Source organism: Streptomyces sp. NPDC037271, from assembly GCF_055603605.1.
Genome location: NZ_JBVJVN010000015.1, coordinates 149,953 through 172,100 on the forward strand (window position 1 = coordinate 149,953; position 22,148 = coordinate 172,100).

The window sequence follows — 22,148 nt, forward strand, 5'->3', positions numbered from 1 at the left end:
AGTGGGCAGCGGGTGATGACCAGTCGTTGCGATGTGTCTCGAGGCAAGGAGGCCCGGGTGGCGGGCATCGAAGAAGTGCGAAAGATCCTCCGTGACCTCGGAATCGAGGAAGAACTGCTGCGTGACGACGCGCAGCTGCGTACACATCTCGCGCTCGACTCCGTAGATCTCACGCAGATCCAGGTGGAGCTGGCCGATCGGTTCGCCACACGCGTCGATCTCTGGACCGAGCACGACTACACCGTGCGGCAACTTGCCGACATCGTCGGCGAACGCCTGCCTGGCGCAGGGGCTCACCGGGAGTACCGGGACCGCGGCTGGTGGCGCCCGGAGTTCCTCGACGACCTCGCGGTGAGCACCCGCGTGCACGCGGGTCACCGTGTGGCGCTGGTCGGCGCAGACCGCACCTTCACCAGGGCCGAGCTCGAAGCGGCGGTGTCCGGCTGTGCTGCCAGGTTGGCGCACACCGGCGTCCGGCCCGGCGAGACCGTGATCGTGCAACTACCGAACCAGGTGCAGATCGTCATCCTCGTACTCGCGCTGATCAGGCTCGGCGCACGCCCGGCTCTCGTCCTCCCCGCCCTGCGCGAACACGAACTCGAGTCGGTACTCACCGCGTTGACGCCGACCGTGCTGGCCGTGCCGGCCCGGCACCAGCGCTTCGACCACCTGCGGCTCGCCGAGAAGCTCCGCGAGCGGCATCCGTCCCTACGGACCCTGCTCGTCTCGGGAATCACCGGGTCGGCGGGTGGCCGTGTGAGCATCGACGAGCTCATCGAGGCCGGCCCTCCGGCTCCCGAGGACGTGGTTCGGCATCCCTCGGACACCGCTCTCTTCCTGCTCTCGAGCGGGACCACGGGCGCGCCCAAACCCATCGCCCGCACCCACGAGGCGCTCGGACACGTGATCCGCACCTCGGCGGCGGTCTCCGGACTCACACCGCATTCGGTGTTCCTCGCCGTCCTGCCCGTGACACACGCGTTCGCCTTCTCCGGCCCAGGGATCCTCGGCACCCTCGCCGGCGGCGGAAAGGTGGTACTCGCCGCACCGGAGGACGCCGCCGTGGCCATGGCGCTGATCGAGCGAGAACGCGTCACACACTGCGCGCTCACTCCCGCGCTCGCCCGGCAGTGGCTCACCGCGAGTGCCGCCCTCGGCAGCCACGACCTGTCGAGTCTGCAGGTCCTGCAGATCGGCGGGGCGCGCCTGGACGAATCCACGGCCACCCGACTGGCCGAGGCCTTCGGCTGCCGGATCCAGCAGGTGTACGGCATGAGCGAGGGCCAGCTGAACTTCACCCGGCTCGAAGACCCGCCCGAGGTGGCGTTCACGACACAGGGGCGCCCCTCCTCGCCGGGCGACGAAACCCTCGTAGTGGACGGCGAGGGGCGACGGGTCACCGATGGAGAAATCGGTGAACTCCTGGTCAGGGGCCCGGGAGTCATCACGGAGTACCACGGGAGCGTGGCAGCCGCGTCGTTCACCCCCGACGGCTTCTACCGCACCGGCGACCTCGTTCGGCGTCACGAGTCCGGGAACTTCGTCGTCGCCGGGCGTGTGAAAGACGTGATCAATCGCGGCGGAGAGAAGATTCCGGCAGACGAACTGGAAGCGCTGGTACTGGCGCACCCGGGTGTACGGGCCGCCGCGGCTGTCGCGATGCCGCACCGTGTGCTGGGGGAAGCCGTCTGCCTGTACGTCGTGGGCAGCGACGACGGAGTGCCGTCCCTGCGGGAGATGCGCACGTATCTGGAGGACAGCGGACTGGCTCGGTTCAAGCTCCCCGAACGGCTCATCGAGGTGCCGGAACTTCCGTTGACCGCGGTCGGCAAGACGGACAAGGCGCGGCTGCGCGACGACATCAGGGCTCGATTGCACACCGAAGGCTGACGTATCCGGCTCCAGGCGCCGACGCTGCGCTGTGCGAACGGCACGAGGAAGGGGTCGTCGAGCGGCCGCGGCGCAGGTCGAGCTGGGTGGAGGGTCCTCGACTTGATAGGCAAGTGACTGCTTGCCTATCCTGTGGTTGTGGCCGACGACCTTTTCAAAGCCCTGGCCGACCCCACCCGTCGAACCATCCTCGACGAGCTCGCGGAGAAATCAGGACAGACACTGTTCGAGATCTGCTCGAGACTGAGCATGAAGCATCAGCTCGGCCTCTCGCGTCAGGCGGTTTCCCAGCACCTCGCCGTGCTGGAGGGTGCTGGGCTTGTCGAGACGAGGCGGGAGGGTCGGTACAAGTTCCACGACCTGAACACAGTCCCGCTGCGGCGGATCACCGAGCGCTGGCTCGTTCCCGACGCACACCGATCGGAAGAGAGCATCCCATGAAGATCAATATGACCAGCGTGTTCGTCGACGACCAGGCCAAAGCCCTGAGCTTCTACACCGACATTCTCGGCTTCGTGAAGAAGCACGACGTGCCGGTGGGCGAGAAGGACCGGTGGCTGACCGTCGTCTCGCCCGACGAGCCCGCCGGTACCGAGCTCCTCCTGGAGCCCGCCGGTCACCCGGCCGTCAAGACCTACCGCGACACCCTCGTCCGGGACGGCATCCCGCTCGCCCAGTTCGCCGTCGACGACGTGAAGGCGGAATACGAGCGCCTGCTCGAGCTGGGGGTTCGCTTCACCCAGGAGCCCGTGGAGATGGGCCCCGTCACCACCGCGGTCTTCGACGACACCTGCGGCAACCTCATCCAGATCGCGACCCAGGCGGAGTAGACGGCTGGTCTCGACCTTGACGGGCCGGCTCCGGCTTGCACCGCGCCCGCCGAGGACATGCGTTTCCGGTGTCGAGCGGGCCGGTTGATCGGCGGAGGTCCTCGGCCTTCCGACCTGCTCGCACGCAGCTCCGGTCAGGCGGCCCGCGTCTTCTCGTGCTTCCAGAAGCCCGAGAAGGTGATGCGGTCCTTCGGCAGACCCGCACGGTGCAGATGCCTGCGGCCTTCGGTGGCGAGGGTCGACTCCCCGACCACGAAGGCGTATCCCGTCGGGTCGGGGGAGGGGAGCCGTCGAAGCTCACGGAGCGCGGCGACGCCGGGAACGGAGGTGGTGTCCTGGCGCACGACCCAGGAGACGGTCACTCCGGCCGGACCGGTCAGCGCGCGCCTGTCCTCCGCGATGGGGATCTCCTGGATGAGCCGGCCGACCGTCCCGCCGGGCAGCGAGCGGAGAATGCCCGCCGCGGCGGGCAGTCCGGTCTCGTCGGCCACGACGGTGACCTCGGAGGCGTCGCTCGGGCAGTCGAACAGGATGCCCTGGTCGAGCAGGGCGAGCGCGTCTCCCGGGGCGGCACGGCAGGCCCAGATCGCGGCTCTGCCCTCGATGTCGCCCCCGGGGCCGCGGTGTACGACGAAGTCGATGTCCATCTCCGCCGCCTGCCGACGGAAGTCGGCCACGGAGTAGTTGGCGCAGTGCGGCCGTTCGCGCTCGGGAATCGCGAGGTAGGGCTGCCACCACTGGGTGCCGGTGAACTCCGGGAGGCGGAGACGGGGTTGATGAGGGAGCTGGAGGAACAACCGGAACCAGTGGTCGTACCCCAGCCATGGAAACTCGGCAAGATCCGGGCCGGTGACGGTTACACGCTGCATGGACGGGGAGACACGTTCGGTGCCCACGACGCGGGCGCGGAACAACCTGGGCTGCTGTGGCATGAGCCGATGGACCTTCCCCATGCAGGACAGGCTAACCTAAGTTGAAGGTTGCATCACCCGTCGCGCCGCTGCCCTCGACAGCCTGGCAGCGCGCGCAGAGACCGTCGGCGCCGAGATCCTCCAGCCGCCGACAGACATGTTCCATGGTGACCGCACGGCCGTCCTCAGGGATCCTTCGGGTCACATGTGGGTGTTTCTGGCCCGTCTGGAGGACGTCTCGGAGGAAGAACTTCGGCGTCGGCCGACCACCGCCGGGTGATCGCTCGTAGCTGCGCGCGGTGACCGGACGGGCCGACCCGGTAGACGGGCAGAGGCGTGTGGTGCCGACAACCGCGTCCCATAACCTTGTGCACGGAGACGTCAGATGCCATGTGTATCCACATCGAGGAGGCTACGGTGCTCGGACGGGGCACGCGGTTGCTCGCGGGCGCCATGACTTTGGCCTGCATGGTGCTCGTCGGCGCCAGTGCGCCCAGCGGATTTCTCTCCGTCAGGTCCCTGCCCGCAGACGCCGCCACGGACGTCGTACCGAACCGGGTCATGACGTGGAACATCTGCAACCCCTGCGAGGTGAGCAACGTGGACCGGGCGGCGGAGATCGCCACGTACGCGCCCCAGGTCATCGGTCTGCAAGAAGCGTGCGTGCGCGACGTCGAGAGGATCCGGGACTACCTGGAGAGCCTCTACGGGCTGGTCTACCACGTCGAGTACGGAACGGTGCTCCGTCATCGCGGCCGCTGCGGGGGAGTGCCCTGGAATCCGGGAGCCTTCGGCCAGGCCGTCCTCTCGGCGGCACCGATGACGGACCGCGTCAACGTGGAATATCCCGACGGCGGGTCCGAAGACCGTGGGTACATGGCAGTCACCACCTTGGTGGAGGGGCAGTCCGTCCGGGTCTTCAACACCCACCTCGCCCACCGACGTCAAGAAGCGGTCCGAGCGGACCAGTCCGGTGTACTCGCCGCAGATGTCGCCCGGTACGACCGCGCAGTCGTTCTCGGCGACTTCAACGCCGTGCCGGACGCCCCCGAGCTCGACCGGATATGGGCACTGGCCACGGACACGGACCCCCGGTGTCATCCTTCGCCCGCCGGTACCTGCGAGCCGACCACCGACTGGCACAGCAAGTTCGACTACATATTCCTGCGAGGCTTCGCCCCGCTCGAACACCGCGTGCAACCCAGCCCGTACTCGGACCACCACCTGGTCCACACCGACCTGGCCTGATGGCGAGCATGCGGTGGTCGCGGGTTCACGGCGCGGCGACCGCCCGTCGGCGCTCCGGCCGCATGAGGCTGATGCCGGCCCGCCGGCCGCGGTCACCGGCCCGGTCGTCTTCACCGCCCGCTCGAAGCGGTGGTCCCTGCGGTCCGATGAAGCCGAGGTGGCGGTCCTGCGCGAGGCGGCGGTCCGCTGCCCGGAGCAGACCGTGAGGTACGGGCGGGCCGTCCGGGCAGTGACTTCGAGGTTCCTGTGAGCGAGGGCGCCACGCACACGGCCGGCAGTCCACGCCGTCCGTTCGGAAACCGGGTGCGGACCGCCGACCCGATGGTGTCTGATCGGGGGCATGGCCATTGTGTTGAGCGAGCCGGGAGTCGACGGGCTGGGCGAGGCTGTGGGCGTGCTGCGGGAATGGCAGCACGAGGGGGCACCGATGCAACTGCATCCGGGGGACCTGGGATGGTTCTGGAGGTGGGGAGCGGAAGCGACCGCCGCGGCGGTCAGGACCTGGAGCCGAGGCGGACAGATCCTCGCCGTCGGGCTGCTGGACGGTCCGGGGCTGCTCCGGCTGACGATCGCGCCAGACGCTCAGCTGGACGAGGAACTGGCGCGGCAGTTGGTCGCAGACGTGACCGAGCCGGAGCGCGGCGTGCTGCCCGAGGGGAAGGCGAACATCGAGGCACCGAAGGGCGCCCTGGTCCAGGATCTGCTGTCCGAGGAGGGCTGGGACACCGACGAGCCGTGGACGCCGCTGCGCCGAGACCTCACGAAGCCGGTGAACGACCCGGCCGTGCGGATCGAGGTGATCGGACCGGAGCAGGCGCACGTGTTCACCGCCGTCCATCGGTCGGCGTTCGACGGGTCGGGATTCACCCACGAGCACTGGCACGCGATGGCGGCCGGCCTGCCGTACGCCGACGCCCGGTGTCTCGTCGCGTACGACGACCGAGGCAACGCGGTGGCGGCGGTGACGGTCTGGTCGGCCGGTCCCGGCAGACCCGGGCTGCTCGAGCCGATGGGGGTACACCGGGAACACCGCCGTCAAGGCTACGGCGAGGCGATCAGCGTCGCTGCGGCGGCCGCCCTTCGGGAACGGGGCTCATCCAGCGCGATCGTCTGCACCCCGAGCTCCAACGTCGGCGCCGTCGCCACCTACAAGTCAGCCGGCTTCCAGCAACGTGACGAGGTACGGGACCGACACCGGCAAGCCTAGTGTCCCGCGCCAATGATGCCCCGTCAGTGGTCGCGCGACTTCGGCTGCCGATGCGTGAGTTCCCCGTCAACGCTCGAAGCCGGAACCGTTGCCCTCTCTGATGACGGGCGGAGGGTCGCCGGGCGCGCTGCGAAAGCGACGGCTCAACTGCCGTACCTGGACGGCCGGCCGGACACGCCCGCCGCGCCGCCGACGACGTCGTAGGCCGTCAGCGCCCCGCCGCGCCCGGGCGGAACGGCTCGCCGTCTGCGGCCGCCACCCCCGCGAACATCCTGGTCCGAGGCCGGGCCGGAGCGGTGACCGACTGCGGTGCCGTCTCCGCCGGATATGTGGACCACCGATTCGTGGCCTGGCTGCCGGCGCCCCTGCCGCGACGCCGGGATCCCTGAACTCCTGGACCTTCTGACCTTCTGACCTTCTGCCAGGGAAGCGCTGCTCGTTCACCTGTGTCGGGCCGGTGGTGAAACCGCAGATCGCTGGTGAACATAGTGGTCCCTTTCTGTGTCCTTCACCACGGCATTGCTGCAAAGAAGCGAAGTCGAGGTGTGGTGTTATGGCCGGTTGATGTACTGATTTGCGACCCCACATCCATCGACGGAGGGTCGGTACAGCTCGTAGGCGGTGGCGAGTTACCCGCACGCGACCGGCTTTATGATCGTCAACGAAGTGCTGTCTCCGCGCCCGCCCTCCTGTCGTCGATGAAACTTGGCGACCGCGAACGCAGTTGGCTGAGCGGGTCGTGCGACGGTGACGAATGTGAGGAAAGGTGAACTCCATGGCCCTCGGGCTGCTCCGCCGTCGGCGTTCCCGTGGCACCTCCGGTGCCGGACCGAGCCTCTCGGTCCCCCTGCCGCCTGATGCCGGGGCCTTCGGCTTCGAGGTCGTCGATCCCATGGGGCAGCCCATAGGCGGAGCCGAGGTCACCGTGACCTCGCCGGACAGCCACCGGGTGGTGACGCGTGGCACCACGGACCCTCACGGCTACTTCATAGCGACGCTCCCACCGGGCGCCTACAGCGTGATGACCGTGGCCGAGAGCCTGTCACCCGCCCGCGAGGATCTCGACATCGCCGCCGGGGTGGCTCTGCCCCCGGTTCGTGTCGAGCTCCAGCCCGCACGCCGGCTGGAACTTCCGACAGCCGGAACATGGCTGTTCGACCCTCCGCACACCGCGATCCGGTTCATCGCCAAGCATGTGGGCATGGCCCACGTCCATGGCCGGTTCACCCGCTTCCAGGGCGGTATCCGCGTCGCACCGAACATGGCCGACTCGCACGTGTCGGTGCGCATCGACGCCGCCAGCATCACCACGGGCAACAACACCCGTGACAACCACCTGCGTTCCGCCGACTTCCTGGACGTCGAACGCTACCCGTACATCGACTTCACCAGTACCCGGTTCTCCCACCGCGGCGGCTCCAAGTGGACCCTGCACGGCACACTCACCATGCACGGCACCAGCAGGTCCGTCGGCCTCGACACCACCTATCTCGGGACGGTCAACGGGGGTTACGACCAGGAGCTGCGCTGCGCGGCCCTCGCGAAGGCGGAACTCCACCGGGAGGACTTCACCCTCAACTGGCGCTCCATGCTGGCCCGAGGTATCGCAGTCGTCGGTCCGACCGTCCAACTGGAACTGGACGTACAGGCGATGTACCGCACCCACGACACGCCTACGCCGCCGGACTAGCCACTCGAAAAGGGGAGACGCGCCTGGCGTGGGCCGCGGCCCACACCAGGCGCCTTCCCGGCGTCGAGGGTGCGGATCGGGCGTCATCCGGCAGCGCACCCCCCACATCGTGTTGATCTTGTGCAGCTTTGCAGTCGACCGCATGGAAGCACCCGGACGAGGCCACCCGTCTTGTGAGGCCTGCCCGGCGACACCGTGACAGCACGGAGCAATCAGATGGGAAAGGGCTCACGATCATGGGTATCTTCAGCCGTCGCCAGACCGACGTCATCGAGCCGGCCCCGGCCGTCGACACCGGCACCTCCGTCCCGGAGACCGCGACCGTGGGTGCCGCGCTCGACCCGGCACTTCGCGCACTGACCGGGCGATGGATCATCGACCGACCCCACAGCCGCATCGGATTCTCCGTCCGGCACGCGATGGTCACCACGGTGCGGGGATCTTTCGCCGACTACGACAGCACGTTGTACTTCGACGGAGCCCGGCCCTCGCAGTCGCGGGCCGACCTCGTCATCCGGGTCGCCAGCGTCGACACCGGTGTGGAACAACGGGACGCGCACCTCGTCGGCCGCGACTTCTTCGACGTGCGCCGCTACCCGGAGATGACCTTCCGCAGTACCTCCACCCTCCACGAGGGCGGAGAGAGCTTCCGCATGACCGGGGACCTGACCATCCGCGACGTCACCCGGCCCGTCGACCTGCAACTCGACTACCTCGGTTCGGTCCTGGACCCGTTCGGCTTCGAACGAGCCGGCTTCGACGGCACCACCACCATCGACCGCAGGGACTGGGGCCTGGTCTACAACCAGCGCTTGAAGGCGGGCGGCACCATGGTGAGTGAGAAGGTCCGACTCCAGTTCGACATCTCCGCGGTCCGGTCGATGTCATAGAGGGCCTTGGTGTGCCGCTCGGGCCGGCCGGCCGCCGGCCCCTCCGCCGAGGACGCGGCCGCGGAGCGGTGGACCGCAGGACCCACCTGGTCGTTCCCGAGATCCACCTGCCCGGCACTGCGCCGCCCTGCGAGAGCCGTGCCGGGCCTGTCGGCCGCAGCCGCGCCGGAAGGACTGAACGGCCGTTCCCCGTACGCGCCGCCGCTCGACCTCGCCGACCCCGGCATCCGTTCCCTCGTGACCACCGTCCTCACCGACACGCGCGGGCTGACCGATGGCTCCTATGCGCCCATCGGCGGCGACGAGGCGGTCGGCACGACCGCGGACGGCTTCGCCCCACCGACGACGACCTCGCCCGCACCCTGAACGGCGGTGGACGGGTCCTGCTCTCCCCGCAATCTCACCCGTACCTCGACCGCCGCTTCGCCCCGGGCGTCACTCCGCCCGGTCGGACCGAAGCCACCACCAGCCTGGGCTTCGCCGTCTACCGGCCGCGCGGCCCGGCCCCCACCGTCGCCGCCAGGACCCCCTGGGCGTGACCGGAGCTGCCCGCACATCCTGGAAGCGGCGCGCCCCTCCCCTCCCGAGGTGGCGCCGCGTCGGCGCGAAGGAAACGGACGAGACGCGGAGTCCGCGCGGTGGGGGTGAGGGCCACAGGGCGGCCCAGGACAACGGGCAAGTGTCAGCGAGAGGTGTCACGCTGAGTTCACACAGGACCTGCGAAAGGGAATCGCCGTGATCACCAACGAGTTCGTCCCGGGCTCACCCTGCTGGCTCGACCTCGGCACCCCCGACGTCGGCGGCGCCGCGGCCTTCTACAGCGCCGTGCTCGGCTGGGACTACGAGTCCATGGGACAGGACGGGGAAGGCGGCATGTTCCGCAGGGACGGCAAGACCGTCGCCGGGCTCGGCAAGCTCACCGAAGAGGGCGCGCGCTCCGCCTGGATGATCTACTACTGCGTCTCCGACGCGGACGCCACGACCCAGGCCGTGCGGAGCGCGGGCGGAACGGTGCGCGTGGCGCCGACGGACCTCGACGACTGGGGGCGGATGGCCCAGTACAGCGACCCTTCGGGTGGCCAGTTCGCCGTATGGCAGCCGGGCACGAACAAAGGCCTCGAACTGGTGGACGAACCCGGCTCGCTGTCCTGGACCGAGCTGTACACGAGCGACGCGGCGGCGGCCAAGGAGTTCTACGGCGGTGTCCTCGGCTGGCGGTTCGGCGACATGGAACTGCCGGGCGGCGGGGGCACGTACTCTCTCATCACTCCCGCCGGCCTCCCCGAGGAGCGCATGCACGGCGGCCTCATGGAGGTCCGCGAGCAGGACCTCGCCCTGGCGAACGGGCGATCGTACTGGCACCCGGTCTTCGCCGTCACCGACTGCGACGGCGCAGTCGCCGCGGTCACCGAGCACGGCGGCAGCGTACAGATGGGTCCGGAGGACGCGGAGGGCATCGGCCGGCTGGCCGTGTGCGTCGATCCGTCGAACGCGGACTTCGTGGTGCTCGCGCCGGCCCAGGCGTGACCGGACCACTCGCCGGGCCGGTGACCCACTCCAGGGTGATCCGCTGATCGCCGCTGTCGTAGCGGCCGATCACCCGCGGCGTGACCGCACGCTGGGGGATCACCGGGGGCCGGCCGGCGTGGTCGGTGCGGCGTTCTTCGACACGGGCGCGTCGAACGCTTGGTGAAGCCGCGCGGACCCGGCCTTCCCGGGCTGCCACCCGAGGCGGTCCGGCGGTGGGCTGAGCCGTCACAGTGCACGCTTCGCGATCCCGGGCCATGCGGGATCCGCGGCGGTGGAATGAGGTGGAGCCCCGGCCTTGGCCACAGCATCGGGACTCGACCACCAGCGGCACGCCGGCCTGTGGAACCGGCAAGAACCTGGTGTCAAGGCTGCCGCACAGGCGATCGGCGATGACGAACGTGGCCGTATCGCGTGTCTTGACTGCCAAAAGGCGCTGACGTTTGATCTGCCGCAACGTCCGTCGCGCTGAGAGGACCCCTTCTATGGCCATGGCCGTCCCTCCCCTGTCCCAGCAGTTGTTCATCGGCGGCGTCTTCAGTGACGGGGCCGGCAGCGACACCTGCGACGTGATCAGCCCTGCCACCGGCGAGCACGTCGGCACGGTCCCGCTGCCCGTGGCGGCCGACCTGGACGCGGCCGTCTCCGCCGCACACGCCGCCCAGGCCGAGTGGGCCAAGGTCAACGTCTGGGAGCGCGCGGCGCTGTGCCGCCGGATCGCGGACGAGATCGACCGGCGCCGTGACGACCTCGCCCGGCTGCAGACGCTGGAGCAGGGCAAGCCGCTGGCGGAGTCGGTCGCCGACGTGACGGAGGCCGCCGAGCTGTTCCGCCTGCACGCCGAGGACGCGGTCCGCCTGCACGGCGAGACGCTGCCCTCTCGCGACGCCTCCAAGCGGATGTTCACCTTCCACCGTCCGGTGGGCACCTGGGCGGTCATCACGCCCTGGAACTTCCCGCTGCTGATGTTCACCGAGTTCGCCGCCCCGGGCCTGGCCACGGGCAACGCACTGGTGGTCAAGCCCCCGACGAACACACCACTGACCGTGCTCAAGGCCATGGAGGCCCTCACCGCCGCCGGGGTCCCCGAGGGCCTGGTGAGTGTCCTGCCCGGCGACGGCGCCTTCGGTGACGCCCTCGTCCGCCACCCCGGCATCCATGCCATCGGTTTCATCGGCTCCTCCGCCACCGGCGCGAAGATCCAGTCCGCGGCCGGGCTGAAGCGGTCGCTGATGGAGTGCTCCGGCAACGGCCCTCTGGTCGTCCTCGCCGACGCCGACGTCGAGGCCGCCGCCAAGGCCGCGGTCGACGGTGCCTACCCCTGCGCCGGACAGGTCTGCTGCGCCACCGAGCGCGTCGTCGTGCACACCGACGTCCACGACGCGTTCGTCGAGGCCGTCCTGCGCGAGGCCGAGCGCGTCCACCTCGGCGACCCCCTCGACGACAAGACCGTCCTCGGCCCCCTCAACAACGAGGGCGTCGCGGCCAAGATGGACCGCCACATCCAGGACGCCCGTGCCCGCGGCGCGCGGATCCTCACCGGCGGCCGGCGCCGCGGGGGCATGCCCACCGACCTCTACTACGAGTTCACGGTGGTCGACGGCGTCCCCGAGGACAGCCTGCTGTCCAAGGAGGAGTCCTTCGGCCCGGTCGTCCCGATCATCACCGGCCGCGACGAGGACGACCTGCTGCGCATCGCCAACGACGACGCCCTCGGTCTCCAGGGGGCCGTCTTCACCCGCAGTATGACCTCCGCGTTCCGCTTCATGGAGGAGATGGAGGTCGGCCAGGTCCTCGTCAACGAGTCCAACAACTGGTGGGACATCAACATGCCGTTCGGCGGCGCCGGTTCCCGTGGCACCGGCTGGGGCCGCATCGGCGGCAAGTGGACCCTGATGGACATGACCGACACGCGCACCGGGGTGATCAGCCTCTGACCCCGGCAGGCGTGTCCCGGCCCGGCCGCCCACGAGCCGATGCCGCAGGCGCGCTCATGACGGGTGTCGGGCAGTACCGTGCGCAGGTGGGATCGGAGACGGCGCCGAAGCCTGACCGAAGGAACCGCTGTGCGCCTCGGCAAGTGCCTGGAGCGCCTCCCTGGCCACCGCGTCGCTCTGGTGCAGGAACGGGTCGTTGGTCTGCGGCCGGGGGAAGTCGCCCGGGCTGGTGACGAAGCGTCTCGGGTGCGGAGAGCCGTCGAGCCCCAGTGGGCGGGCACGCAGTGTGTCGATGAGGCCCGTGGGCTGCCGCCGGCCGGTGGTGGGGTCGGTCTGCACTTGTTCCCTGACCGCACGCTCGCCGATGAGGTGGAGGAGCAGGGGGTCGGCCACGCGCGTGAGAGCGCGTCCCGGCAAGCGCGCCTCGATCAGAGCCCGGGCCTGTACGACCCTGTCCAGACTGCTGGTGCGCGCCTCGAACACGCCGCCTCGGCAGGTCACCTTCATGTTCGCGCCGACGAAGTCGACCACGCCCGCTCGGGCGAGGGCCAGCAGCTGTTCGAGACGTGGTCCCGGCGGGCCGCTGGTACGGAACCGGCAGAAGTCGAAGAATGCCGTCATGCTGTGGCTTCCACTGCCGGGCTCGACCTCTCCCCGCTGGACCACGGCCCACAGCGCCTGCGAGATCGAGAAGATGGCGTGGTAGACGGCCAGATGAGCGCTGTACCGCGGGTTCCGCCCTCGCTCCAGGTCGTCGGCGAGGTAGTTCAGCATCCACGTGCGCAGGGCCGCAGGCTCGGAGAAGCGGCGGGTCGCCAGCGGTCTGTCCAGCCCGTCGACATCGATGTGGTCACGGCTGTCGGGCACCGCCTGCTCGATCAGGTCCTTGAACTCAGGGCTCTGCCACTGCGCGGCGTCCAACCGGTCGAGGAACTCCCCGGCGTCGACTCCGAGGCGGTGGGGATGGGAGTGGGCCAGCTCCCGGTATCCGGCCACGGTCAGTTCCCGTGCGAGGGCGGGCCACAGGTCGGAGGAGAAATCCAGGGAGTGGTCGGCGAAGTCGGCGGGGGAGAAGTAGCGGGGTATACGGGGCGGCGGCCCCGGCAGGACGTAGGCGAACTTCGAGCGGTACGGCACACCTCGGCGTGAGCCCACGTACAGCGTGGGTTCACGGCCCGACGGCAGGTAGCACAACTCGCCCGACGGCTCCCGCCGGAAGCGGCCGCCGCGTCCCTCGGTGAGGAGCACCATGATGTCGATGAAGGTGAGCCCGAATCCGCGCATCAGTACGGGCTCGCCCGCGGGGAACGCGTCCAGTGAGATGTCGGAGGTGTAGGCCGTCGGCTGGTAGGTGAGGCGGTGGGCCGCCGCGTGCTGGGCGAGCCGGGGCTCCGGACCCTGCGGTTTCACCTGGAAGTGGCCCTGCGCCAGGATCACCAGGTCCACGTCGACGGTCTCGCCGTCGTCGAGTCGAATGCGCTGACGGCCGTCAGGCAGATCGCCCAGGGACACAGCGAGCGCCTGATGCGTCCGGACGCGGGCTCGGGACGCCACGGCAGCGGCGGTCCGCCAGAAGGACCAGGCGAGGTAGTCACCCGTGAGCTGCCGTGTGGCGAACCAGCCGGCGTGGACGCGCGCGGCCTCCTCCCGCACCCCTGGGGCCGGCTGGTAGCCCGGCGGAAGGGGAAGACGTCCCGCGGCGAGATCCCGCGCCCACTGTTCCAGCGTGGGGCCTTCGACGGCAGGGCCCTGGCAGGTGACCGTGTCGTCGGTGAAGAGCGTGCACTCGTCGGCCCGGGTGTTCGACCAGAGCAGCGGGGACTGGTCGTGGCGCCATACCCGTCCGGCACCGGCTGGATACGGGTCGATGACGTGGATGTCCAGGCGTTCGTCAGGGGCGAGGAGATGCATGTTGGCGGCGATGCGTTCGAGTACGGATGTCCCGCGTGGTCCGCATCCGACGACCGCGATGCTCGGATTCTTCGCCCGGTACGGGTCCGGGCCGCTGTCGTCGGCTCCGGTGGCGCGGCGGATCTCGCTCATCGGTCCTCCCTTCAGGCCACGAGCAGTTGATGGGAGGCCAGGTCGCGGTAGAGCGTGCTGGACTCGATGAGCTCGCCGTGGGTACCCGCGCCGACCACCCTTCCGCGGTCGACGACGACGATCTGGTCGGCGTCGACCACGGTGGCGAGTCGATGGGCGACGATCAGCAGCGTGTGGCCGGTGGGGACGGCGTCGATCGCCGCGCGGAACGCCTGCTCGTTCTTGGCGTCGAGATTGCTGGTCGGCTCGTCCAGCAGCAGGATCGGAGGCGCGGCGAGGAGCGTACGCGCTATGGCCAGGCGCTGGCGTTCACCGCCGGACAGCAGGACGCCGCCTTCGCCCACCTGCGCGTCCAGTCCGAGCGGAGACCGCTTCACGATCCCGTCGAGGTTGACGCTGCGCAGGACGGCTGTCAGGTCGTCGTCGGACATGCCCGGCGCGGACAGGCACAGGTTCTCCCGGAGGGTTCCGGCGAGAATCGGTGCCTCCTGCTCCACGTAGCCGAGCCGACTGCGCAGTTCGTCGCGCGACACCTCGCGGATGTCGGCCCCGTGCAGCCGTATCGCGCCGGACCGTACGTCGTAGAAGCGCTCGGCCAGCGCCAGCAGGGTCGACTTGCCGGCGCCCGACGGGCCGACCAGGGCCGTGCGGGTGCCCGTAGGGACGGTGAAGCTGATGTCCTCCACGACCGTCTCGCCCTTTCCGTAACCGAACGTCACACGGTCGAAGGCGAGCGCGGGGACGGAACCGACGCCGAAGAGCGCAGCAGCCCTTCCGTCCTCTCGCGGCGGCTGAACGCCTACGACGTCCGCGTCCGTCTCGGTCGGCACGCGCAGCACGTCCTCGATGCGTTGCAGCGCACCGAGACCGGTCTGCAACTGCGAGTAGGCGCCGATGAGCTGACCTACCGGCATGATCAGGAAGAACAGGAACAGCACGAACGCCACCAGGTCACCGACCGAAAGCCCGCCGGAGGCAACCCTGGCACCTCCCACACCCAGGACCAGCAGGAACACTCCCTGCGTCGCGATGTGCGCCACGGGCAGTGTGAGCGCCTGCAGTCGGGCGAGCCGCAGCCCCATCCCGTAAGCACGGCGGGCGCTGTGCGCGATCGCCTCGGTCTCCCGCTGCTCCGCCCGCGCGGCGCGGATCGTCCGTACGCCGCCGATCGCGCGCTCCAGTCCGGACGTCATTTCTCCGAGCAGCACCTGGGCCTGCTCGGAAGCCGGGCGAGTACGGTGCGCGATCACCGCTGCTCCCGCGAAACCGGCGACGAGGCCCCCCGCGGTGACCGCGAACAGCAGAGGGTCGACCAGGAACGCGGCGACCGCCGCGCCAATGATCATCAGCGTCCCGGTGAAGATCTCGAACAACCCCGAGGTGACGACGGACCGCAGCATCGAGCTGTCCGCCCCGATGCGGGAGAGCAGATCCCCGGTACGGCGGCTGTCGTACTCGGCGACGGGGAGCCTCAGCACATGCCCCGCGAGCCGCTCTCGTATCCGCAGCACGACGCCCTCACCGACGCGCCGCAGCATGTAGTCCCGGAACCCGTTGATCACGGCCGCTCCCACCAGCAGCGAGACCAGCGCGACCGTGGAAGCCATGGTCGACCGCGACGCGGAGATGGCGTCGATGACCGACCGCACCAGCACGGGCTGGAGGAGCGTCCCGCCGGCGGCGACGAGGGAGAGCACCGCCGCGAGGGACATGGCGAGCGCGTGCCCACGCATGTAGCGCACGAGATCACGAGTTCTCACCCGTCCGGCCTGCTTCATCGTCGTCCTTCCGGAAGGAAGGGCATGGCGCTCCACCCGCTCTCTCGTACGTTCCACCGAAGTCCCGGCCGGCCACGCCGAGGGCTCGGAGCCAGTGGGCCCGCCCCCGACGCGGCCGAGTCGGGTCAGCAGCTCGTGCTGACCCAGCTGCACTTGCAGCAGACCGACGTCCAGCTGCTCGCGAGGACGTCCTGGTTGTTCGCCTCGGACTCCATTCCCTGAAGCCCCAGTACGAAGTTCGCCATGATGTTCACCTCCCTCCCTGATCGAACTGCGGTGCTCTCGGCCGTGTGCGGCAAGGGCCGCGAGGTGCAGTCAGCGCTGCCCGGAGGTGGTGATTCCGGCGCCGGCCGCGGTGGCCGAGGGGTCACGGTGGGGAGGCGTCCACGGCTCTGGGCCGAGGAACGGCAGCAGTTCGCTGGTCCTCCCCGCGAGTACGTTGATGAGCTGGAGCACGCCGGCCGATCCCGTACCCAGGTCTGTGGAGGCGCGGAGATTCTGCTCACCGGGGAAGACGAGGCCGAACTCGTCGCACAGCGCGTGGAGGTTGAGGGACGCCACGCCCTCGTCGACGCGCTTGTCCGCATCGGGCCAGTCGAGGCGGTGCTTCACCTGGTGCAGCGCGCCGATCAGCCCGGCTCTCCCGTTGAACAGTCCCGCGCCGATGCTGAACTCGGTGACACAGGCGAGGCTCAGCTCCGGCAGGGCACCCTCGATGCGCTCATCGCTCACGTGATGCAGGAGCAGGTCACCCACCATGGCCACACCCGCGCTGCCCGTCGCGAGATAGGGCAGCACCCGGGCTCCGTTCTTGACCTGGAGGGTGCCGTCCGGCATGGCGTCGCATTCGTCCAGGTCCCGGTGGAGGGCGGTAACGGCCGCTCGTCGCCAGCGTTGTTCGCCGGTGACCTCGTACACCCGGATCATGAAGAGAGCCAGTCCCGACCAGCCGTACAGCAGTCCGCCCCAGAAGTTCTCGACGGCGTTTCCGTTCCGGTCCCTGAGCAGCGAGTCGGCGGAGAGGGAGCCCGCACCCACGGCGAACCTGCCGGAGTCGACGGCCTCCTCGACGACGGCCGCGGCGTGGACGGCGTGGTCGAGGAAGCGGGGCTCCGCCGAGCGACGATAGAAGTCCAGGCTGGTCAGTCCGATTCCGGACAGACCGTCGAACAACTTCGTCCCGAACAGCCCCGCGCTCTCCTCGGCCACCTTGTCGTAGATCGCGAACGCGGTGTCCGTACGGCCCATCCGGTGCAGGACCCGGCAGATTCCGGCCGCTCCGTCGTACAGCCCCAGCCGTGGGACACGGCTGGTGAAGATGTCGTGCTCCAGCCAGTCGACGTAGGGGTCGAGTTCGGTGCCTCCCGCGGTGTGCAGGGCGTCGATCACCCCGGCGGCACCGAAGGCGATTCCGCCGCCGCCGTGGAAGAACTGATTGATGTCGCCCGGGAAGAGCCGGTCCTGCCGGTCCGGTGTGGCCGTACGGCGGATCGACGCCTGGAGCGCTCTCTCCTGGAGGTGCCAGGGGCCGGCCGCCGTGGTGAAGGCCAGCTCCGGGTCGGCGGGTCGCAGGCCTGACTGGGCCGGGCCGGGAGCCGCCAGGGAACGGCGCAGCTCCGTCACCACGTCCTCGTCCAGCTCCAGACGGTCCCGGGCCGTGTCGATGAACGTGGCCGCCTTGGCCGGGCAGAGCGCGAGGAGTGAGATCAGCGGAAAGTACAGGCACAGGCGGATGGCGCTGAGCGAGTAGCGATCGGCCTGAAATCCACGTAAGGAGTCGGGTGCGGCGAATCCGGGAACGCCGAGTGGCCGCGGACCGGCATCGCTTTGCCGTTGCACGGCTTCGAAATCGATCAACGAGATGTTGAGATCCTCGTCAATCATGACGTTACCGGGGTGCAAGTCGTTGAACACGTACCCCCTCTCGTGGACGTTCCGTACCGCCTGTTCCAGCTGATCCATGATGACGTCCACCGATTCCCGGTATTCCTGGGTCTCATTTCCGTCACCGGTTCCCGAAAGGAAGAGATAGTTCTGTGCGACCCAGCTCTGCAAGGACTGGCCGTAGACATGCTCCATGGCCATGAAATCGTGCCCGCCGAGGGTGTGGTAATCGAAGACCTGCGGGATGCCGGGAAGTCCCTGCAGATCGGACAGGACCGCGTACTCCGTCCGCAGCCGCGCAGTCGCGTCCTCGCCGGTGCGGTCCAGCCCTGCATAGGGCCTGCCTTCCTTGAGGACGAGTTCCGTTCCGTCCCGGAGTCGGCGGGCTCGGTAGACGCCGCCGCCGTTGGAGAAATGAAGAACTCCGAGTACGTCGTACGGAAATTCCGAGGGCTGCTCGCCGGACATTCGAGGATGGACGGTTTCCGCGAGGAAGTCCGGAACCTCGACCCATTCGGGCAGTACGAAGCGCGGCTCGCGGTGGTCGGCCACCAGCACTCCGTCGGGCCGTTCGATCGCAGCGACCTGGGTGCCGTCGTCCACGTGGGCGAACCGGAGCATGAAGGCCCCGTACCGGACGTACAGCGGCCCCTCGTTCCAGCGCAGGTCGCTGAGGATGTACGGTCCCGGCCAGCCGCCGATTTCCAGATCAAGGTCCTCCAGCGTTCTGCGCAGCTCCGCGGGGCTCCGGGTGTAGACGGTGATGAACTTTCCGCTGGCTTCACGGGGAGCGTACTTCGCGCTTCTCGCCTGCATGACCAGGGAGTGCGGAAGGAACTTGAAGTGAAGGGTGTGCCTGAAACAGTGGTCGGCCACCTTCTTCAAGGTTTCGACGGCATTCTCCGGAGTGCTGGAAACATGTATCTTCCAGCCCTGCACGGGAAGTTTCGGCGTTCCGGCCGGAGGCTGGATACGGGTCCACTGCTCTTCGACCGAGCGACGCCATCCGGGCGGCGTTTCAATGTGGCTTCCATAGTCCACCCGACCCTCATCCAGAGACACTCGTTCCGGGGTCTCGTAAAATCTTGGGTTGGCCACGCAGTAAGCCGGATAGCGGAGATCCATTGGATCACCCCCCGTTCCGTAGCAGCAGATTCCGGACTGCCTCCATCGGTGACGTCAGTGAGTCTGCCAAGGCGTCGAGACGTAGTCCTTAGCAGAACGGGACTTCTCCTTGACGGTATGCGCCAGGTACAGTCACCTGGTCTACGCCACCAATTCGGGGGAAGGTGTAAACCGCATGCAAGCCGAGCGATTGAGAGTCGAGGAGCTTCCCGCGGCCGAGCGGTTCGACCAGTGGGGCGACGAGATCGACTTGATGCCCTGGCCGTCCCACCTGGCCATCGACTCTCCCGAGCACCTCCATGAGCTGGCCGACAGGCTCGACCTCGGTGCCCTCAGACTCCTCCGATTAGCCCAGCCGCCGGCGGCAGCGGTGGGCACGCCGTTCCACGGGGCAGCGGTCGACCCGGACCAGTACCACCTCGTGCTCCCGCTGCAAGGCGAACTGAAGCTGGGGAACTCGGCCCGGTCCAGGGTCTTCACACCCGGCGACATGTTCCTGGCCGACACCTCCTGCCCCCATGTGTTCCACGCCGGCGGCCCTCGCGCCCACCAGCATCACGATGGCGTGACCTCGTCCCTGGTGGCGCTGCGGCTCCAGATCCCCAAGGAACTGGTCCCGCTGCCGACCGACCTGATGGACTCACTGTTGGTCACGCCCCTGCGGCAGCACAACGTGTTCGGCCTGACACTGTCGCGCTTGCTCGTCGATCTGCTACGCCACCCCGGCAGCTTCTCCGCCGCACAGGCGCACCGGCTCTCCGGCGTTCTGCTGGAACTCCTCGCCGGGGTGCTCGGTGCGCACACGCGCGAGGACGCCACGTCGGAGGAGGCCCACGGCAGCCTGTTCATCCGTGTCCAGGACTACATCCAGCGGCATCTGGAGGATCCTGAGCTGACTCCCGCGCAGATCGCCGCCGAACACCACATCTCGCGCCGTCACCTCCAACGCCTCTTCCAGCAGCGCGGCATCACGGTGGCCGCCTCGATACGGCAGCAGCGACTGGAACGCGCATGCTACGACCTGACCGCTCCTCACCTGGCCACGCACCCCATCAGCGCTATCGCTGCCCGGTGGGGTTTCCGCCACGCGGCTGACTTCAGCCGCGCCTTCCGCAAGGCGTACGGGGTCGCCCCCTCGGACTTCCGGCTCGCGCGTACGAGGCAACGCTGCGGCTCGTGAGGGGCCGGCCCTCAGCCGTCCTCGTCCGTACTGGCACGGAAGCACGGAAGCACGGGTTCACAAACTGCTGCAGGTTCTGTTCATTTCGGCCGGGACGATCTCGCGTGCAGGGCCCGACCCTCCCTCAGCACGGTTCGAGGAGCGGTCGGGCCGCCGAACGGCCGTTCCTCCGCGCCGGATTGAGTCCTGCGGTGCTCAGCTGCCCGGAACGAGTACCTACGGCCTGACCCGCGTTTGACGGTGGCTGCCGCGCCCGGCGGTCCGAAGGTTAGGGTCGTGGCTGATCATTGTTCCTGAGGAGGGGGTCCGAGGCATGAGCGGGATAGTGGCGGCGGTCAGCAGCAACGGCGAGTACTCGTTCACCAAGCCGAACCGCGACAGCATCACACTGCTCGCCGGGCTCGGTGTGGAGGGCGACGTACACGCCGGTGTGACGGTCAAGCACCGCTCGCGCGTCGCACAGGACCCCACCCAGCCGAACTTGCGGCAGGTCCACCTCATCCATGAGGAGCTCTTCGCCGAGGTCGGGGAAGAAGGGTTCCCGGTGGCGCCCGGCGAGCTCGGCGAGAACATCACCACCCGCGGCATCGATCTGCTCGGCCTGCCCGTTGGCACCCTGCTACGCATCGGCGACGAGGCAGTCCTCGAGGTGACCGGCCTGCGGAATCCCTGCCTCCAGATCGACAACTTCCAGGATGGGCTCCTGAAGCAGGTCGTCGGCCGTGACGAGGCCGGGAACATCGTACGCAAAGCCGGAATCATGAGCATCGTGAAGGAAGGCGGCACGGTGCGCCCGGGCGACGCGATCAGGGCGGAGCTTCCCAGTGGGCCGCATCGGGCCCTGGAGCGGGTCTGACGTCCTCCTGGGCAGACCGTGACATGACATCGGCCGCGCCTGCCCGTCGACAGCGCGAGCACCGGGTCCTGGACGAGGACGTCGCCCGGCCACCGACCGGCGTCCAGAGGGCGCGCGTGGCCGGCAGCGCCGCACGAAATCGGTGGACACGTCGCCCGGGAGAGCTCTAGGTTGCACGAGTCCAAGATCGAGACGTCCGAGCGGGGTGCATGTGATGACGGTTCAAGCAGTGGTGGCCGACTGCGGACGGCCGCCCTCCAGGAACGCCAGGACCTCATCGAATCTAAGGAATCCCTCCTGTGGATCTTCCACGCATTTGGACCATTCGCGAGAGCAGTCACCGCATCCACAACCCGTTCACCGCTGACAAGCTCGCCACGCTCGGCCAGGCGCTCCATCTGGCACCGGGCACGCGGGCGCTCGACCTCGCCAGCGGTACGGGCGAAATGCTGTGTACCTGGGCTCGCGACCACCGCGTCACGGGGACGGGGGTGGACATCAGCACGGTGTTCACCGAGAAGGCCCGGGTCCGCGCCGCCGAACTCGGAGTCGCCGACCAGGTCGACTTCGTCCACGGCGATGCCTCCGGCTACGTCGCGGACGAGCCGGTCGATCTCGCCGCGTGCATCGGCGCCACCTGGATCGGCGACGGTGTGGCCGGCACCGTCGAGCTGCTGGGCCGCAGCCTCCGCCCGGGCGGCCTCATGCTGATCGGCGAGCCGTACTGGCGTCAGGCACCGCCGACTCAGGACGTCGTCGAAGGCTGCCACGCCGGCAGCAGAGCCGACTTCCGGATGCTGCCGGAGCTGCTCGGGCACTTCGGCGACCTCGGGTACGACGTCGTGGAGATCGTGCTGGCCGACCAGGACAGCTGGGACCGGTACCAGGCGGCGCAGTGGCTCAACCTCCGCCGCTGGCTCGACCGGAACCCCGATGACGAGCTGGCCGCCGAGGTGCGGACCGAACTCGCCACCGGGCCCGCCCGCTACGTGCAGTACAGCCGTGAGTACCTCGGCTGGGGCGTCTTCGCGCTGATGAGCCGCTGACACTGAGGGCAGCGGGGGGGGGGGGGGGGGGGGGGGGGGGGGGGGGGGGGGGGGGGGGGGGGGGGGGGGGGGGGGGGGGGGGGGGGGGGGGGGGGGGGGGGGGGGG

The 22,148-nt window shown here is 69.1% G+C and carries 18 protein-coding genes; 14 read left to right on the forward strand and 4 right to left on the reverse strand.

Features of this window, described 5'->3' with window-relative positions; translation table 11 throughout:
* Positions 1-57: 57 nt before the first annotated feature.
* The 3 genes from ACZ7G3_RS24470 to ACZ7G3_RS24480 all read left to right on the forward strand — a co-directional run bounded on the left by ACZ7G3_RS24470 (position 58) and on the right by ACZ7G3_RS24480 (position 2,720).
* A complete protein-coding gene (locus ACZ7G3_RS24470) occupies positions 58-1,890 on the forward strand; it encodes an AMP-binding protein (protein WP_470928244.1) in 1,833 nt (610 codons plus the stop codon).
* Positions 1,891-2,028: 138 nt separating this feature from the next.
* Positions 2,029-2,331 (forward strand): ArsR/SmtB family transcription factor, encoded by a 303-nt coding sequence (locus ACZ7G3_RS24475; protein WP_426526741.1) that lies wholly within the window; start codon positions 2,029-2,031, stop codon positions 2,329-2,331.
* Positions 2,328-2,720 (forward strand): VOC family protein, encoded by a 393-nt coding sequence (locus ACZ7G3_RS24480; RefSeq protein WP_426599115.1) that lies wholly within the window; start codon positions 2,328-2,330, stop codon positions 2,718-2,720. Before ACZ7G3_RS24475 ends, ACZ7G3_RS24480 begins: the two co-directional genes overlap by 4 nt.
* A gap of 134 nt (positions 2,721-2,854) precedes the next feature.
* On the opposite strand, the gene ACZ7G3_RS24485 is transcribed toward ACZ7G3_RS24480, so the two are convergent.
* The gene (locus tag ACZ7G3_RS24485; protein ID WP_470928245.1) at positions 2,855-3,673 is read right to left on the reverse strand and encodes a siderophore-interacting protein; all 819 of its coding nucleotides are present in this window, start codon (positions 3,671-3,673) and stop codon (positions 2,855-2,857) included.
* 31 nt (positions 3,674-3,704) lie between these two features.
* Between ACZ7G3_RS24485 and ACZ7G3_RS24490 the strand changes: the two genes are divergently transcribed.
* The 8 genes from ACZ7G3_RS24490 to ACZ7G3_RS24525 all read left to right on the forward strand — a co-directional run bounded on the left by ACZ7G3_RS24490 (position 3,705) and on the right by ACZ7G3_RS24525 (position 12,130).
* Positions 3,705-3,911 (forward strand): VOC family protein, encoded by a 207-nt coding sequence (locus ACZ7G3_RS24490; RefSeq protein WP_470928266.1) that lies wholly within the window; start codon positions 3,705-3,707, stop codon positions 3,909-3,911.
* 110 nt (positions 3,912-4,021) lie between these two features.
* On the forward strand, positions 4,022-4,879 hold the full coding sequence (locus ACZ7G3_RS24495) for an endonuclease/exonuclease/phosphatase family protein (RefSeq protein ID WP_470928246.1): 858 nt from the start codon (positions 4,022-4,024) through the stop codon (positions 4,877-4,879).
* Positions 4,880-5,219: 340 nt separating this feature from the next.
* Positions 5,220-6,086: a GNAT family N-acetyltransferase gene (locus tag ACZ7G3_RS24500; protein WP_470928247.1), complete on the forward strand. Its 867-nt coding sequence runs from the start codon at positions 5,220-5,222 to the stop codon at positions 6,084-6,086.
* A gap of 775 nt (positions 6,087-6,861) precedes the next feature.
* Complete coding sequence (locus tag ACZ7G3_RS24505; RefSeq protein ID WP_426599119.1) at positions 6,862-7,776, forward strand: YceI family protein; 915 nt, start codon at positions 6,862-6,864, stop codon at positions 7,774-7,776.
* A gap of 236 nt (positions 7,777-8,012) precedes the next feature.
* Entirely contained in the window at positions 8,013-8,666 is a 654-nt protein-coding gene (locus ACZ7G3_RS24510) for a YceI family protein (protein ID WP_470928248.1), read from the forward strand.
* 9 nt (positions 8,667-8,675) lie between these two features.
* Complete coding sequence (locus ACZ7G3_RS24515) at positions 8,676-9,032, forward strand: hypothetical protein (RefSeq protein WP_470928249.1); 357 nt, start codon at positions 8,676-8,678, stop codon at positions 9,030-9,032.
* 369 nt (positions 9,033-9,401) lie between these two features.
* On the forward strand, positions 9,402-10,193 hold the full coding sequence (locus tag ACZ7G3_RS24520) for a VOC family protein (RefSeq protein WP_470928250.1): 792 nt from the start codon (positions 9,402-9,404) through the stop codon (positions 10,191-10,193).
* A 491-nt stretch (positions 10,194-10,684) separates the two neighbouring features.
* Entirely contained in the window at positions 10,685-12,130 is a 1,446-nt protein-coding gene (locus ACZ7G3_RS24525) for an aldehyde dehydrogenase family protein (protein WP_470928251.1), read from the forward strand.
* 54 nt (positions 12,131-12,184) lie between these two features.
* Here the strand turns inward: ACZ7G3_RS24525 and ACZ7G3_RS24530 are convergent, their stop codons facing one another.
* From ACZ7G3_RS24530 to lanKC, 3 genes are all read right to left on the reverse strand, one after another.
* Positions 12,185-14,173, reverse strand: a complete 1,989-nt coding sequence (locus ACZ7G3_RS24530) for an FAD/NAD(P)-binding protein (RefSeq protein ID WP_470928252.1) — start codon at positions 14,171-14,173, stop codon at positions 12,185-12,187.
* Positions 14,174-14,184: 11 nt separating this feature from the next.
* Positions 14,185-15,906 (reverse strand): ABC transporter ATP-binding protein, encoded by a 1,722-nt coding sequence (locus ACZ7G3_RS24535; protein ID WP_470928253.1) that lies wholly within the window; start codon positions 15,904-15,906, stop codon positions 14,185-14,187.
* Positions 15,907-16,266: 360 nt separating this feature from the next.
* A complete protein-coding gene (gene lanKC / locus ACZ7G3_RS24540; RefSeq protein ID WP_470928254.1) occupies positions 16,267-18,960 on the reverse strand; it encodes a class III lanthionine synthetase LanKC in 2,694 nt (897 codons plus the stop codon).
* A gap of 175 nt (positions 18,961-19,135) precedes the next feature.
* On the opposite strand from lanKC, the gene ACZ7G3_RS24545 reads away from it, so the two are divergent.
* The 3 genes from ACZ7G3_RS24545 to ACZ7G3_RS24555 all read left to right on the forward strand — a co-directional run bounded on the left by ACZ7G3_RS24545 (position 19,136) and on the right by ACZ7G3_RS24555 (position 22,042).
* Entirely contained in the window at positions 19,136-20,140 is a 1,005-nt protein-coding gene (locus tag ACZ7G3_RS24545) for a helix-turn-helix domain-containing protein (protein WP_470928255.1), read from the forward strand.
* 313 nt (positions 20,141-20,453) lie between these two features.
* Positions 20,454-20,996: an MOSC domain-containing protein gene (locus ACZ7G3_RS24550; RefSeq protein ID WP_470928256.1), complete on the forward strand. Its 543-nt coding sequence runs from the start codon at positions 20,454-20,456 to the stop codon at positions 20,994-20,996.
* A gap of 299 nt (positions 20,997-21,295) precedes the next feature.
* Positions 21,296-22,042 carry an SAM-dependent methyltransferase gene (locus tag ACZ7G3_RS24555; protein WP_470928257.1) on the forward strand — a complete coding sequence of 249 codons (747 nt, stop codon included), beginning with the start codon at positions 21,296-21,298 and terminating at the stop codon, positions 22,040-22,042.
* Positions 22,043-22,148: the final 106 nt, after the last annotated feature.